Origin of the sequence: Pseudomonas asturiensis, from assembly GCF_900143095.1 — a bacterium.
GTDB classification, from domain to species: Bacteria; Pseudomonadota; Gammaproteobacteria; order Pseudomonadales; family Pseudomonadaceae; genus Aquipseudomonas; species Aquipseudomonas asturiensis.
Genome location: NZ_FRDA01000004.1, coordinates 265,000 through 278,483 on the forward strand (window position 1 = coordinate 265,000; position 13,484 = coordinate 278,483).

Annotated in this window: 16 protein-coding genes; 11 read left to right on the forward strand and 5 right to left on the reverse strand. The window is 61.3% G+C overall.

Annotated elements, in window-relative coordinates; all coding sequences use genetic code 11:
- Positions 1-92: 92 nt before the first annotated feature.
- Entirely contained in the window at positions 93-695 is a 603-nt protein-coding gene (recR, locus tag BUB69_RS09250; protein WP_025996936.1) for a recombination mediator RecR, read from the forward strand.
- A 62-nt stretch (positions 696-757) separates the two neighbouring features.
- Here the strand turns inward: recR and BUB69_RS09255 are convergent, their stop codons facing one another.
- The 3 genes from BUB69_RS09255 to fliK all read right to left on the reverse strand — a co-directional run bounded on the left by BUB69_RS09255 (position 758) and on the right by fliK (position 3,638).
- Entirely contained in the window at positions 758-1,576 is an 819-nt protein-coding gene (locus BUB69_RS09255) for a metal-dependent hydrolase (RefSeq protein ID WP_084537073.1), read from the reverse strand.
- A 119-nt stretch (positions 1,577-1,695) separates the two neighbouring features.
- Positions 1,696-2,019: an EscU/YscU/HrcU family type III secretion system export apparatus switch protein gene (locus tag BUB69_RS09260; protein ID WP_024688604.1), complete on the reverse strand. Its 324-nt coding sequence runs from the start codon at positions 2,017-2,019 to the stop codon at positions 1,696-1,698.
- Entirely contained in the window at positions 2,019-3,638 is a 1,620-nt protein-coding gene (gene fliK / locus BUB69_RS09265) for a flagellar hook-length control protein FliK (protein ID WP_073165026.1), read from the reverse strand. Before fliK ends, BUB69_RS09260 begins: the two co-directional genes overlap by 1 nt.
- A gap of 190 nt (positions 3,639-3,828) precedes the next feature.
- Here fliK and ccmA point away from each other — a divergent pair, with 190 nt between their 5' ends.
- The 10 genes from ccmA to BUB69_RS09315 are packed head-to-tail and all read left to right on the forward strand — an operon-like array spanning position 3,829 to position 11,220.
- Positions 3,829-4,470, forward strand: a complete 642-nt coding sequence (ccmA, locus tag BUB69_RS09270; RefSeq protein WP_073165029.1) for a cytochrome c biogenesis heme-transporting ATPase CcmA — start codon at positions 3,829-3,831, stop codon at positions 4,468-4,470.
- Positions 4,467-5,138: a heme exporter protein CcmB gene (ccmB, locus tag BUB69_RS09275; protein ID WP_073165032.1), complete on the forward strand. Its 672-nt coding sequence runs from the start codon at positions 4,467-4,469 to the stop codon at positions 5,136-5,138. The genes ccmA and ccmB overlap by 4 nt, the downstream gene beginning before the upstream one ends.
- A gap of 54 nt (positions 5,139-5,192) precedes the next feature.
- On the forward strand, positions 5,193-5,975 hold the full coding sequence (locus tag BUB69_RS09280; protein WP_073165037.1) for a heme ABC transporter permease: 783 nt from the start codon (positions 5,193-5,195) through the stop codon (positions 5,973-5,975).
- Complete coding sequence (gene ccmD / locus BUB69_RS09285) at positions 5,972-6,148, forward strand: heme exporter protein CcmD (RefSeq protein ID WP_073165040.1); 177 nt, start codon at positions 5,972-5,974, stop codon at positions 6,146-6,148. Before BUB69_RS09280 ends, ccmD begins: the two co-directional genes overlap by 4 nt.
- Positions 6,145-6,612 carry a cytochrome c maturation protein CcmE gene (ccmE, locus tag BUB69_RS09290; protein WP_073165043.1) on the forward strand — a complete coding sequence of 156 codons (468 nt, stop codon included), beginning with the start codon at positions 6,145-6,147 and terminating at the stop codon, positions 6,610-6,612. Before ccmD ends, ccmE begins: the two co-directional genes overlap by 4 nt.
- Before the next feature lie 3 nt (positions 6,613-6,615).
- On the forward strand, positions 6,616-8,589 hold the full coding sequence (locus BUB69_RS09295; RefSeq protein WP_073165047.1) for a heme lyase CcmF/NrfE family subunit: 1,974 nt from the start codon (positions 6,616-6,618) through the stop codon (positions 8,587-8,589).
- The gene (locus tag BUB69_RS09300; RefSeq protein ID WP_073165050.1) at positions 8,586-9,122 is read left to right on the forward strand and encodes a DsbE family thiol:disulfide interchange protein; all 537 of its coding nucleotides are present in this window, start codon (positions 8,586-8,588) and stop codon (positions 9,120-9,122) included. The genes BUB69_RS09295 and BUB69_RS09300 overlap by 4 nt, the downstream gene beginning before the upstream one ends.
- Entirely contained in the window at positions 9,119-9,595 is a 477-nt protein-coding gene (locus BUB69_RS09305; RefSeq protein ID WP_073165054.1) for a cytochrome c-type biogenesis protein, read from the forward strand. The genes BUB69_RS09300 and BUB69_RS09305 overlap by 4 nt, the downstream gene beginning before the upstream one ends.
- Positions 9,592-10,797: a c-type cytochrome biogenesis protein CcmI gene (gene ccmI / locus BUB69_RS09310; RefSeq protein WP_073165058.1), complete on the forward strand. Its 1,206-nt coding sequence runs from the start codon at positions 9,592-9,594 to the stop codon at positions 10,795-10,797. The genes BUB69_RS09305 and ccmI overlap by 4 nt, the downstream gene beginning before the upstream one ends.
- A 15-nt stretch (positions 10,798-10,812) precedes the next feature.
- On the forward strand, positions 10,813-11,220 hold the full coding sequence (locus BUB69_RS09315) for a hypothetical protein (RefSeq protein WP_073165062.1): 408 nt from the start codon (positions 10,813-10,815) through the stop codon (positions 11,218-11,220).
- Between the two features lie 54 nt (positions 11,221-11,274).
- Here the strand turns inward: BUB69_RS09315 and BUB69_RS09320 are convergent, their stop codons facing one another.
- Together BUB69_RS09320 and BUB69_RS09325 are read right to left on the reverse strand one after the other, a co-directional pair.
- Complete coding sequence (locus BUB69_RS09320) at positions 11,275-12,273, reverse strand: sulfate ABC transporter substrate-binding protein (RefSeq protein WP_073165065.1); 999 nt, start codon at positions 12,271-12,273, stop codon at positions 11,275-11,277.
- A gap of 100 nt (positions 12,274-12,373) precedes the next feature.
- Positions 12,374-13,207: an ion transporter gene (locus BUB69_RS09325; RefSeq protein WP_073165068.1), complete on the reverse strand. Its 834-nt coding sequence runs from the start codon at positions 13,205-13,207 to the stop codon at positions 12,374-12,376.
- Positions 13,208-13,484 lie beyond the last annotated feature (277 nt).

A 13,484-nucleotide genomic window follows, 5' to 3' on the forward strand; every position in this document is an offset into this window, starting at 1 on the left:
TGCTATTGGTCGCAGCCTATCAACCCCGAATTGACGCTGGCGGCAACGCGCGGGTATAAACCGCGTCTTGTGTTTTTGTCGGACTTTTCTTCATGAGCTTCAGCCCCCTGATTCGCCAGTTGATCGATGCCTTCCGCGTACTGCCGGGCGTGGGTCAGAAAACCGCGCAGCGCATGGCTTTACAGCTGCTGGAGCGTGATCGCAGCGGCGGTTCGCGGCTGGCGCTGGCCTTGAGTCAGGCGATGGAAGGTGTCGGTCATTGCCGCTTGTGCCGCACGCTGACCGAAGAAGAACTCTGCCCGCAATGCGCTGATGTGCGCCGCGACGACACGCTGCTGTGCGTGGTCGAAGGACCGACGGATGTCTACGCCGTGGAGCAGACCGGGTATCGCGGCCGTTACTTCGTGCTCAAAGGCCATCTGTCGCCACTCGACGGCCTTGGGCCCGAGGCCATTGGCATTCCGCAACTGATGGAGCGCATCGCCGGGCAGGGCACGTTCACTGAAGTCATTCTGGCCACCAACCCGACCGTGGAAGGCGAGGCCACCGCCCATTACATCGCCCAGTTGCTCAACCAGAAAGGCCTGATCGCCTCGCGCATCGCCCATGGTGTGCCGCTGGGTGGCGAGCTGGATCTGGTGGACGGCGGCACGCTGGCGCACTCGTTTGCGGGGCGCAAGCCGATTTCAATGTAGATGCTTCACCACTTTCTGCTTCGCCTGGGACAGCCGATCCTGTCAGATCAGTGGGCGGTTTTTCACCTGTCCGGATGAAAGCCCGGCAGGAAGTATTTGAACCAGAGCTTTGCGGTGTTGGCAATCAGTCCTCCCGTGCCGTACATATGTTTGAGAAATAGCCAGACTGCCCGGGCGTCCACTCGCCGTTTACGATCTGCCTTGAGCAGTCTCGTGAATACGATCACGGCCATCAACAGTGTTGGGGGGCCTGCCAGAACCAATGCGCCAGTGCGCAACAGATAGGATTTTACCCCTCTGCCCATAACGCTGTTCCATAGGTCATATGCTGCTGATTTGTGCTCGGTCTCCTCACGTGCGTGCCAGTTCCAGAGCTGCGCATAACCGGGTACTGATCCTTCCAGCAACGCAGGGTTGTTTAACGTCACGGTCGAGGCCAGTGCCGTGTGATGTTCAAACATCAGTGCCACCGCCAGTCGAAATGACGGGGCGACCCGATGCTCACCCAGAAGGTAATCCAGGAATCTATAGCATTGGCGTTCCAGTTCCCTGCCTGGCAAGCCTGCTTGGTCGAGCAACCGGTTGTATTGCCTATGTTCGCGGGAGTGCATCGCCTCCTGCGCAATCAGGCCTGCCAGCCTTTCTTTGAGTTTTGAGTCTGTGATTAATGATTGGTAATGTCTTGTGCTGGCGATAATAAAGCGCTCAAAGGCTGGAGCCATGACTGAAAAAGTGTTCAGAAAATGGGTGGTCAGTGCGCCATGAGCATGCCAGTCATTGACTCGATCTGCCGGCAGATCAAACTGACTGCTCAATTCTGTATGGCTGGCGGGCGTTGCAAATTGCCGGACTTCTGCTTCGCCTTGACGTGCACGTTCCATTACGAAATCCTCCCAAGGATGTCCGTAACTTCAGTTAACACTCATATGAGTTTTTGTGATGGGACGAGCAGTCTTTAACGGACCGGCAGCAAGACCGTTTCGCAATCATCAATGGCAGTTCAACGACGCGGCGTAATATCCCGCTCCACCGGCGGTGCATCCGGGTCCTGGCCTTCGGGAAACTTGCCTTTCAAATGCCAGGCAAAGGCAATGATTTCAGCAATGGTGCGGTACAGCGGCTCGGGGATGCTGTCGCCCAGTTCCATGCGGGCCAGCAATTTGACCAGCTCGGCGTTTTCGTAGATGGGGACTTCGTATTCGCGGGCGATGGCCAGGATGGCTTCGGCCAGTTGATCGTCCCCCTTGGCGCTGAGGGTGGGCGCACTTTGTCCGTCGTAGCTGAGTGCGATGGCCTGGCGCGGTGTGTCGACGTGTTGGGTCATCAGGCGTTCTCGTCAATCCAGCGTTGTTCGAGGGCGGTTCGTGGTCCTTGGGGTGGGGCACCGTGGTTGCAGGCCAGTTCGCCCACGGCGAGGCCGCAGGCAATCAGCCGTTCGCGCAAATGCCCCAGCTCCTGTCCGATCAGTGCTGCGCTGTCCGGACGCTCGGCCCAAAGCTGGCTCGACAAGGTTCCGCGCAGCAGTTGGGCATGCACCTGCAGCGGCCCCAGCGGTTCAAGGTCGAATGCCAGATCGACTTTCCAGAGCTTTTCCCGGGTTTCCTGAATCTCGCCGTCAGCCTTGTCGTCGGCAGATTCTTCCTCCGGCTTGTCTTCGCGCTGCACTTTGACCTGCAAGGGCACGATGTCATGGGCGTTGCGCATCGGAACTTCCAACTGCCAGGTGGTGACCTGCGTGCCGTCAGCGTTAGTGCGCGTCTGATCCAGACCGCCCAGTTGATGGCTTTGCACGCGTGACACGGCAGCCGCGGCGAGTTTGAGAAGAATTTCCAGGTCGTCTTCTTTCTCGCCACCGCCAACCGAGCGTGAAGGCAGAGGAAAGACGCTTGGCTGAGTGCGCGCAGCCACCATGCCCAACGTACCCAGCGCGTTGCGGATAGCGCTGGGCATAATCCGCGCCAGGGTGTTGGAGGCCGCCGCAGCACCATAGGAGCTGTTGTCGGGCAACCCCGGCAGAATCTGGGCAATCAGGCGCATCAGGTTGGCCTTCATGTCCGGTACGTGCAGCGGGTTCAGGCCTGCCTGCAGTTTCGCCTCCAGAAACACACCGCTGGCATTGAGCGCCTGGGCGACGGTTCTGGGCGATGTCATTTGCTCGACGTCAGGGATGTCGGCCAGTAACTGATTGATACTGGCCTGCAAGGGCGCGCTGATCGCCGGGCTGGTGCGGGGCAGGTTCTGCAGCGCGTTGATCAGGTTGTCCAGCGAGCCCTGACGGCTTTGTTGGGTGGCCAGTTGTTGCGCAACGGCCAGTTGATCGAAGCGACCAGGCAGGGCGACGAAGTTCAATGCCTGATTACCCTGCACCTGAGCGCTGAGCAGGCTGCCGACCTTCAGGGGCTGCGGGCTGTCGACGGTCAGGCTGGAACCTGCCAGCGCAGTATTGAGCAGCATCACGATCGAGCGGTAGGTGGCAGGCGCGGCGGCGGTGGCGCCCGGAAGGGCGTTAGCCAACTGACTCACCGCCTGTGCCACGATCTGAGTGGTCAGCACCTTGCCTTGTAGCAGCGTACCCACCGGTAATTGTCGGGTGTCGATGCTGATCAGCGAGTTCTTCAGTGCGCTGTTGAGTTGTTGCAGGGTCAGCGTCAACTCGTTGGCCGACGCCTGGGTCACTTGCAGCAGGCTGCCGGGCGTGAAGGGCACGGTGCTGCTGACCGGCAGGTTGGTCTGGCTGCCATTGCTCAGAATCAGTTTGAGCAGTAGCTGAAAGTTCTGGTCGACCTGCTTGAGGGTCAACACTTCGGCTTCTGCGGTCTGGCCTTCAGGGATCAGGGTGGGCGTGGCCTGCAGCAACGTCAGGACCTGCGCCTGGGAAATGCTGGCGCGTAGCAGCGCGGTCGCTGGAACCGTGGCGGGAACGCTGGTGATATCGCCTGTCATTCAATATTCGACCTGAGGAAATTGCCCCTTGGGTGTCAGGACTCGTATGTATAATACCGACCCAAAGCGGTCTGGCCGTCATTAAGTTCCCTTCATGTAACGGCCGCATCATGCTCGACTTGAACTGCCATTTCCTCCGTTTGTGCTGTTTTCGGCGCATTTCGAGACAACGCGACACTGGAAGCGCTCGATGACTGCTGTGACTCCATTTCTGCATGCCACTGGGTTGACCTGCGAGCGCGACGGACGGCTGCTGTTCGAAGACCTGGACCTTCACCTCCAGGCCGGCGACCTGTTGCAGATCAGCGGTCCCAATGGCAGCGGCAAGACCAGCCTGTTGCGATTGTTGTGCGGGTTGATGCAGCCGACCTCGGGCCAGGTCCTGCTCGCAGGAGTGCCCTTGAGTCAGCAGCGTGCCGAGCTGGCCAGGCAGGTGCTGTGGATTGGTCATGCGGCAGGCCTCAAGGAACTGCTGACGCCGTTGGAAAACCTGTCCTGGCTGTGTGCGTTGCATGGCTCCGGCGAGCCCGCCATGCTGGAGCAGGCGCTGGAATCGGTCGGGCTGAGCGGTTTTGAAGACGTGCCTTGTCATGCGTTGTCGGCGGGGCAGCAGCGCCGCGTTGCGCTGGCCCGCTTGCACCTGCCGGGTCCACCGATCTGGATGCTGGATGAACCGTTCACTGCCCTCGACCGGCAAGGCATCGACCAGCTGGAAACCTGTCTGGCCGAGCATTGCGAGCGTGGCGGTGCGGTGATCCTGACCACTCATCACACGCTGCACCTGAGCCCTGCGGGCTACCGGCAGCTGGATCTGGGAAGTGGCGCCCGATGAGTAACGTTTTCACGTCACTGTTGCTACGCGAGGCCAGGTTGCTGGCGCGCCGTCCGGCAGAGCTGGCCAATCCGCTGGTTTTTTTCGCTATCGTGATCGTATTGTTCCCTCTGGCTGTCGGGCCGGAGAGTCAATTGTTGCAAAGCTTGTCGCCAGGCCTGGTCTGGGTGGCGGCGCTATTGGCGGTTCTACTCTCGCTGGAAGGGCTGTTTCGCAGTGATTTCGAAGACGGTTCGCTGGAACAGTGGGTCCTTTCGCCGCACCCTCTGGCCCTTCTGGTTCTGGTCAAGGTGCTGGCACACTGGGTCTTTTCCGGGCTGGCGCTGGTGATGTTGGCGCCGATGCTGGCGTTGATGCTGGGCTTGCCCGGACACTGCCTGCCGGTGCTGATGCTGTCGCTGTTGCTGGGCACGCCGGTGTTAAGCCTGCTGGGGGCGGTCGGCGCAGCACTGACCGTCGGTCTCAAGCGTGGCGGCCTGTTGCTTGCGCTGCTGATTCTGCCGTTGTACATCCCGGTGCTGATTCTGGGCAGTGGCGCGTTGCAGGCTGCGTTGCAAGGCATGCCTGCGACCGGCTACCTGCTGTGGCTGGGCAGCCTGACGGCACTGGCGGTTACCCTGACACCCTTTGCCATAGCGGCTGGCCTGAAGATCAGTGTCGGCGAATAATTGAGGTTGCGAGGCCTGCCTGTCAGGCGCTCGGTAAACCCTGGATGTACCGTGATGAAAAGCGATTCACTCAAAAGCGGCCTGAGTTGGGCCTGGTTGCACAGGCTTGGCTCGCCCAAGGTCTTCTATGGCATCAGCACGCGACTGCTGCCGTGGCTGAGCGCGGCGGCGGTCCTGCTGATCGGCATCGGCGTGGTCTGGGGCCTGGCATTTGCGCCGCCGGATTATCAGCAGGGCAACAGCTTTCGCATCATCTATATCCACGTGCCAGCCGCGATGCTGGCCCAGTCCTGCTACGTGATGCTGGCCCTGTGTGGCGTGGTCGGGCTGGTGTGGAAGATGAAACTGGCGGATGTCGCCTTGCAATCAGCCGCGCCCATCGGCGCCTGGATGACGGCGCTGGCGCTGGCCACCGGCGCTATCTGGGGAAAACCGACCTGGGGCACCTGGTGGGTATGGGACGCGCGCCTGACCTCGATGCTGATTCTGCTGTTCCTGTACTTTGGCCTGATCGCGCTGGGCAATGCGATCAGCAATCGCGAGAGTGCGGCCAAGGCCTGCGCGGTGCTGGCGATTGTCGGCGTGGTGAATATCCCGATCATCAAATATTCGGTGGAGTGGTGGAGCACGCTGCATCAGGGCGCAACCTTCAGCCTGACCGAAAAGCCGGCCATGCCTGCCGAGATGTGGCTGCCGCTGTTGTTCACCACGCTGGGCTTCTATTGCTTCTTTGGCGCCGTATTGCTCATGCGGATGCGCCTTGAAGTGCTCAAGCGCGAATCCCGTACCCAGTGGGTGCAGGCTGAAATCCTGCGCAGCCTGGAGCGCGTCTCGTGAGTTTCGAGTCATTGGGCGATTTCCTGGCAATGGGTCGCCACGGACTGTTCGTCTGGTCGGCATACGGCCTTTGCCTGTTGGTGCTGCTTGTGAATGTGGCGCTGCCGGTGCTGGCACGTCGCCGTTATCTGCACCACGAGGCGCGTCGTGCGCGTCGGGAGGGCCGCAGGTGAATCCGCTGCGCAGAAAGCGCCTGTTGATCATCGTCGCTGTGCTGGTCGGCGTCGGGCTGGCCCTGACGCTGGCCCTCAGTGCGTTGCAGGAAAACATCAATCTGTTCTACACCCCGAGCCAGATCGCCAATGGCGAGGCGCCCCTCGACACGCGTATTCGGGCGGGCGGCATGGTCGAGAAGGGCTCGTTGCAACGCTCCGCCGACTCGCTGGATGTGCGCTTTGTGGTGACCGATTTCAACAGGTCGGTGACCATCTCCTACCGCGGCATCCTTCCTGATCTGTTCCGCGAAGGGCAGGGCATCGTCGCACTGGGCAAGCTGAATGCTCAGGGCGTGGTGGTGGCCGACGAAGTGCTGGCCAAGCACGATGAAAAGTACATGCCGCCCGAAGTCACCAAGGCGTTGCGCGACAGCGGTCAGGCGGCACCGGCTGCGCCTTCCACCCCATCGAAACAGGGCTGACCCATGATTCCCGAGCTCGGCCATCTGGCCATGATTCTGGCCCTGTGCTTTGCCCTGGTGCAGAGCAGCGTGCCGCTGATCGGTGCCTGGCGCGGCGACTCGCTGTGGATGAGCCTGGCGCGTCCTGCGGCGTCGGGGCAGTTCAGCTTTCTGATCTTTGCCTTCGGTTGCCTGACCTACGCCTTCATGATCGACGACTTCTCGGTCGCTTATGTGGCGCAGAACTCCAACACCGCGTTACCCTGGTATTACAAATTCAGCGCCGTATGGGGGGCACATGAAGGCTCGCTGCTGCTCTGGGCATTGATTCTGGGTGGCTGGACCTTCGCGGTGTCGGTGTTCTCCAGGCAACTGCCGCAGGTGATGCTGGCGCGGGTGCTGGCAGTGATGGGCATGATCAGCCTCGGTTTTCTGTCGTTCCTGATCCTGACTTCCAATCCCTTTGCGCGGATCCTGCCGCAGATGCCAGCCAACGGCCGCGATCTCAACCCTTTGTTGCAGGATATTGGGCTGATCGTGCACCCGCCGATGCTGTACATGGGCTACGTCGGTTTTTGCGTGGCATTTGCGTTTGCCATCGCTGCTTTGCTCGGCGGGAAACTGGACGCGGCCTGGGCTCGCTGGTCGCGACCCTGGACGCTGGTGGCGTGGGCGTTTCTCGGCATCGGCATCACGCTGGGGTCATGGTGGGCGTATTACGAACTGGGCTGGGGCGGCTGGTGGTTCTGGGACCCGGTGGAAAACGCCTCGTTCATGCCCTGGCTGGTCGGCACGGCGCTGATTCACTCCCTGGCGGTCACGGAAAAGCGCGGTGTGTTCAAAAGCTGGACGGTATTGCTGGCCATCGCGGCGTTTTCCCTCAGCCTGCTGGGGACCTTTTTGGTGCGTTCCGGGGTGCTGACGTCGGTGCATGCGTTCGCCTCTGATCCGGCCCGCGGCGTGTTCATTCTGATCTTCCTGTTGATGGTGGTGGGCGGTTCGCTGACCCTGTTCGCCTTCCGCGCGCCGGTGGTGAAAAGCCATGTTGGCTTTGGGCTTTGGTCGCGTGAGACGCTGTTGCTGGGCAACAACCTGGTGCTGGTGGTCGCGGCGTCGATGATTCTGCTCGGCACGCTGTATCCCTTGGTGATCGACGCCATGAGCGGCGCGAAGATGTCCGTTGGGCCGCCGTATTTCAATGCGCTGTTCGTGCCGCTGATGGGCCTGTTGATGGGGGTGATGGCGGTGGGCGTGCTGGTGCGCTGGAAAGAGACGCCGCTCAAGTGGTTGCTGGGCATGCTGGCGCCGGTGCTGATCGGCAGCGCAGTGCTGGCGGTGGTTGCCGGACTGGCGCTGGGTGATTTTCAGTGGGCGGTGCTGGCGACTTTCATGCTCGCGGCCTGGGTGCTGCTGGCCGGGGTGCGCGATCTGCTCGATAAGACCCGCCACAAAGGCCTGATCAGCGGCGCGCGTGGTCTGCATCGCAGTTACTGGGGCATGCAACTGGCGCACCTCGGCATTGCCGTGTGTGCGCTGGGCGTGGTGCTGTCGAGCCAGAACAGCGCCGAGCGCGACTTGCGGCTGGCGCCTGGCCAGTCCGTTGAGCTGGGTGGCTATGTGTTCGTGTTCGATGGCGCGAAGCACTACGAAGGCCCGAACTTCACCTCTGATCGCGGCACGATCCGGGTTCTGCGCGAGGGCAGGCAGGTCACCGAGCTGCACCCGGAGAAACGCCTGTACACCGTGCAGCAGTCGATGATGACCGAGGCGGGGATCGACGCCGGTTTCAGTCGTGATCTGTACGTCGCACTTGGTGAACCGCTGGGCGAGGGCGCGTGGGCGGTGCGGGTGCATGTCAAACCCTTCGTGCGCTGGATCTGGTTTGGCGGCCTGATCACCGGGCTGGGCGGCGTGCTCGCGGCCACGGACCGGCGTTATCGCCTCAAGATCAAGGGCCGGGTGCGTGAGACGCTGGGCCTGTCGGAGGTAACCACATGAAGCGCTGGGTCATGGCAGTGCCGTTGCTGGTCTTTCTCGGCGTGGCAGCCGTTCTGTTTCGCGGCTTGTACCTGGACCCGGCCGAGTTGCCCTCGGCGCTGATCGGCAAACCATTCCCCGAGTTCGCCCTGCGTGAAGTGCAAAGCGAACGCACCCTGACCCGTGCCGATCTGCTGGGTAAACCTGCGCTGGTCAATGTCTGGGCAACCTGGTGCATCGCCTGTCGGGTCGAGCACCCGGTGCTCAATCGGCTGGCGCAGCAAGGCGTGGTGATCTACGGGGTCAACTACAAGGACACCAACGTCGACGCGCTCAAGTGGCTCAAGGATTTTCATGATCCTTACCGCCTCAATGTGCGCGATGACGAAGGCTCGCTGGGCCTGAACCTGGGTGTCTACGGCGCGCCGGAAACCTTTCTGATCGATGCCAGGGGCGTCATTCGTCACAAGTTCGTTGGCGTGATCGACGACACCGTGTGGCGCGAACAACTGGCCGGGCTGTATCAGGCGCTGGTTGACGAGGCCAGACCATGAACCGTTCACTTAGCATCACGCTGCTGATCGTTGCACTGGCAATCAGCGGGCTCGCGCAGGCTGCCATCGAGGCCTATAACTTTCGCGACGAGACCGAGCGCGCCCGCTACAGCGAGTTGACCCGCGAGTTACGTTGCCCCAAATGCCAGAATCAGGACATTGCCGACTCCAACGCGCCGATCGCCGCCGACTTGCGCAAGGAAATCTACCGCATGCTGGGTGAGGGCCAGAGCAATCAACAGATCATCGACTTCATGGTCGATCGCTACGGCGATTTCGTGCGGTACAAACCGGCGCTGACGGCCAGAACCTGGCTGCTGTGGTTCGGTCCTGCCGGTCTGTTGCTGGGCGGCTTGGGGGTGATGGCCGTGATTGTCAAACGTCGCCGAAGCCTGAGTGCCGGGCAGGCCGATACGCTCTCCGACGAGGAGCAGCAACGCCTCGCCCGTCTGCTGGATGAACACCGAACATGATCGATTTCTGGATGGCAACCGGGCTGTTGCTGCTGGTGGCGCTGGGCTTTCTGCTGATTCCGCTGCTGCGCGGACACAGGGCGCAGCGCGAAGAAGACCGTACCGCGCTGAACGTTGCGTTGTATCAGGAGCGGCTCACTGAGCTGCAAGGCCAGCAAGAGGAGGGGGTTCTGTCAGCCGCGCGGGTGCAGAGTGCGCGTGATGAAGCCGCGCGCGAGCTTCTGGCTGACACCGAAGGCGCCGAGAAGGCCCGTACTGCGCAGCTTGGCAAACCCTGGCTGTTGCTGGCCGCGATACTGGTTCCGGTGCTGGGCATGGGCGCGTATCTGCAGCTTGGGGCCAGCGACAAAGTCGAACTGAGCCGTGAACTCTCGACGCCGCCCACCTCGGTGGCCGACCTGACGCAGCGGCTGGAGCGTACTGTTCAGGCGCAGCCGGATTCTTCCGAGAGCCTGTATTTTCTGGCGCGTAGTTACATGGCGCAAAACCGTCCGGGCGATGCAGCGCAGATGTTCGAGCGTGCCTCAGACCTGGCCGGAAGGCCCCCGGAACTGCTCGGGCAATGGGCGCAGGCGCTGTATTTCGCCAGCGACAAGCACTTCACACCGCAGGTGCAGGCCCTGACCGATGAAGCGCTCAAGGCGGACCCCAAAGAAGTCACCAGCCTTGGCCTGCTGGGCATTGCCGCGTACGAAACGCAGCGCTATCAGGCAGCGGTCGATTACTGGACCCGGTTACTGGACGTCCTGCCTGCGCAGGATCCATCGCGGTCGGCACTGGAAGGGGGCATTGCCCGCGCCAGGGACAACCTGAAAGCAGGCGCAAGTCCGGCGCAGGCCGCAAGCAAGACGGCTTCGATAAAGGTACGGGTCGATCTGGCACCGGCGCTTAAAGACAAGGTCCAGCCGCGTGACAGCGTGTTCATCTTCGTACGCGCTGTCGAAGGGCCGCCCGCACCGTTGGCGGTCAAACGGATCACGGTCGCCGAATTGCCCGCCGAGGTCGAACTGAGCGATGCCGACGCAATGATGCCGCAACTGAAACTGTCGAACTTTGCGCAAGTCCAACTGGTAGCTCGCGTGTCTCGCGCAGGGCAGCCGACCGCCGGTGAGTGGGTCGGCCGCAGCCAGCCACTGGCCAGCGATAGCGGGACGCAGCAGGCGTTGATCATCGACAGCCCTGATAACCCGTCAGCCAGATAAGAAGAGAGCCCGCTTATGTACCGCACTGCACGTATCACTTTGTTGGGTCTGGCCCTGGGCTTGAGCGCCTGTGCGGTCCAGCCGCCGGCCCCGAGGAGCCAGGAACCGATTCAGTCCCTGCCGGGCACCCAGCAACCGGGCGCTCCGCGTCCCACGCCGACCCCCAACAAACCACCCGTCAAGGCGCCGTCGAGCGGGCCGAAAACGTCGGCCAGTTTCGCGCCACCGCCAGGCGGCAACAGCCACTGGGATGCGCGCATGGGCGTTTACGTGATGGACGATCAAAGCAATACGTTCTATCGCCAGCGTACCTATTACCAGTGGAACAACGGCTGGAGCTGGGCGACCAGCCCCAATGGTCCCTGGCAGCCCACCGATGCGAGCGGCGTACCGGCAGGGCTGGGACGTCAGTTCAGCAATTGATTGAAACGAAAACGGCGACCTTGAAGGTCGCCGTTTTGCTGTGCCGTGGAGGGTTTATTTGCCCGAATAGATCTGGTCGAAGATACCCTTGTCAATGAAGTGGGTCTTCTGCACGGTGCGCCAGTCACCGAAGGTCTTTTCCACCGACAGGAAATCGACTTTCGGGAAGCGATCCTTGTACTTGGCCAGCACTGTGGGGTCGCGCGGGCGCAGGTAGTTGTTGGCGGCGATCTCCTGGCCTTCAGTGGACCAGAGGTACTTCAGATACTCGTCGGCCAAGGCGCGGGAACCCTTCTTGTCCACGACTTTGTCGACCACGCTCACCGGCGGTTCGGCTTCGGCCGAAACGGACGGGTAGATCACTTCGAACTGATCACGCCCGAATTCGCGTGCGATCATCTCGGCCTCGTTTTCGAACGTCACCAGTACGTCGCCGATCTGGTTGGTCATGAAGGTGGTGGTCGCCGCACGACCACCGGTGTCCAGGACCGGTACATGCTTGAACAGCTTGCCGACGAACTCTTTCGCAGCGGCTTCATCGCCACCGTTTTTCAGGGTGTAGCCCCAGGCGGACAGGTAGGTGTAGCGGCCGTTACCCGAGGTCTTGGGGTTCGGCACGATGACTTCCACGCCATCCTTGATCAGGTCCGGCCAGTCTTTCAATGCTTTCGGGTTGCCCTTGCGTACGATGAATACGGTCGCCGAGGTGAACGGTGCACTGTTGTTCGGCAGACGGCTGACCCAGTCTTTGGGCACCAGCTCGCCGTTGTCGGCCAGGGCGTTGATGTCGGTGGCCATGTTCATGGTGATCACGTCAGCCGGCAGGCCGTCGATGACCGAACGTGCCTGCTTGCTCGACCCGCCGAAGGACATCTGCACTGTGACGTCCTCGTTCTTCTCTGCTTTCCAGTGCTTCTGGAAGGCGCTGTTGTAGTCCTTGTAGAAGTCGCGCATCACGTCGTAGGAAACGTTGAGCAGCGTCGGGGCAGCCTGGGCGGCGCTGGAAAGCGCCAGGCCTGCGGCCAGTAGAGAAGCGGCGAAAAGTCTGTTCACTGCAAAGTCCTTGAAGGGTGGGTCATTGTTGTCTGATGGCTTAATGCCGCGACACTAGCAGCCGCGCATCCTTGTGCCTAAATACCAAAAACGTCTGTGCTTATGCCTGATTGGCTTCTTTGGGAAAAAGCTGATTGCCGCAGCGCGAGCAGAAGGCTGCGCCGTGCTCGTGAAATTTCTTGGCGCACACCGGGCAGTCGTGTTTGAGCTGTTCACCACGCATGGCGTTGGCCAGTTCGGCGGTGAATATACCCGTGGGCACGGCGATGATCGAGTAACCGGTGATCATTACCAGTGACGAGAGCATCTGACCGACCGGCGTTTTGGGCACGATATCGCCGAAGCCCACCGTGGTGAGGGTCACGATCGCCCAATAGATACCCTTGGGGATGCTGGTGAAGCCGTGTTCCGGGCCTTCGATCACATACATCAGCGTGCCGAACACCGTCACCAGCGTCGACACCGCGACCAGAAAAACGATGATCTTCTGCTTGCTGCCACGCAGTGCCGAGAGCAGATAGTTCGCCTGGCGCAGGTAGGTGCCGAGCTTGAGCACCCGAAAGATTCGCAGCATGCGAATGATCCGCACGATCAACAGGTACTGCGCATCGCTGTAATAGATGGCCAGGACGCCCGGCACGATGGCCAGCAGATCGACCAGCCCGTAGAAGCTGAATGCGTATTTCAGCGGTCTGGGCGAGCAGTACAGGCGCAGGACGTATTCGATGGCAAAAATCAGCGTGAAGCCCCATTCAACCCAGGCAAACACCTGCGAATAATCGCGATGAATACTCTCGATGCTGTCGATGATCGTGACCAGCAGACTGAGCAGGATGAGGACCAGCAAAACCTTGTCGAAACGCCGCCCGGCAGGCGTGTCGGCCTCGAAAATAACGGTATGCAGCCGCTCGCGGCGGCTGAGAGAGGTGTCCATGGTGCATCCCGAGTCAAAGATCGGGTGAGCCTAGGAGCAATGGGGGCCGGAGTGCAAGTTATGGTGTCATCTGATGGATCGGCGTCGCACCCTGGACCCCTTCGCGGACAAGCGGAACGCCGCCCGGTCCGCTCCCACGGAGTTTGCGTTGCGCCCGAGCGTTTGGGCAGGGCACTTATCCTGGTGGGAGCGGACCTGTCCGCGAAAGCCGGTACATCCGATGAAGATGCGGGGTGTGCAACTCAGTGTTCGCGGACAAACGGAACGCCGTCCGTAC

Excerpts from the sequence above, each read along its gene's own strand:
- recR (WP_025996936.1), top strand. The coding sequence starts at position 93 with ATGAGCTTCAGCCCCCTGATTCGCCAGTTGATCGATGCCTTCCGCGTA.
- BUB69_RS09255 (WP_084537073.1), bottom strand. The coding sequence starts at position 1,576 with ATGGAACGTGCACGTCAAGGCGAAGCAGAAGTCCGGCAATTTGCAACG.
- BUB69_RS09260 (WP_024688604.1), bottom strand. The coding sequence starts at position 2,019 with ATGACCCAACACGTCGACACACCGCGCCAGGCCATCGCACTCAGCTAC.
- fliK (WP_073165026.1), bottom strand. The coding sequence starts at position 3,638 with ATGACAGGCGATATCACCAGCGTTCCCGCCACGGTTCCAGCGACCGCG.
- ccmA (WP_073165029.1), top strand. The coding sequence starts at position 3,829 with ATGACTGCTGTGACTCCATTTCTGCATGCCACTGGGTTGACCTGCGAG.
- ccmB (WP_073165032.1), top strand. The coding sequence starts at position 4,467 with ATGAGTAACGTTTTCACGTCACTGTTGCTACGCGAGGCCAGGTTGCTG.
- BUB69_RS09280 (WP_073165037.1), top strand. The coding sequence starts at position 5,193 with ATGAAAAGCGATTCACTCAAAAGCGGCCTGAGTTGGGCCTGGTTGCAC.
- BUB69_RS09295 (WP_073165047.1), top strand. The coding sequence starts at position 6,616 with ATGATTCCCGAGCTCGGCCATCTGGCCATGATTCTGGCCCTGTGCTTT.
- BUB69_RS09300 (WP_073165050.1), top strand. The coding sequence starts at position 8,586 with ATGAAGCGCTGGGTCATGGCAGTGCCGTTGCTGGTCTTTCTCGGCGTG.
- BUB69_RS09305 (WP_073165054.1), top strand. The coding sequence starts at position 9,119 with ATGAACCGTTCACTTAGCATCACGCTGCTGATCGTTGCACTGGCAATC.
- ccmI (WP_073165058.1), top strand. The coding sequence starts at position 9,592 with ATGATCGATTTCTGGATGGCAACCGGGCTGTTGCTGCTGGTGGCGCTG.
- BUB69_RS09315 (WP_073165062.1), top strand. The coding sequence starts at position 10,813 with ATGTACCGCACTGCACGTATCACTTTGTTGGGTCTGGCCCTGGGCTTG.
- BUB69_RS09325 (WP_073165068.1), bottom strand. The coding sequence starts at position 13,207 with ATGGACACCTCTCTCAGCCGCCGCGAGCGGCTGCATACCGTTATTTTC.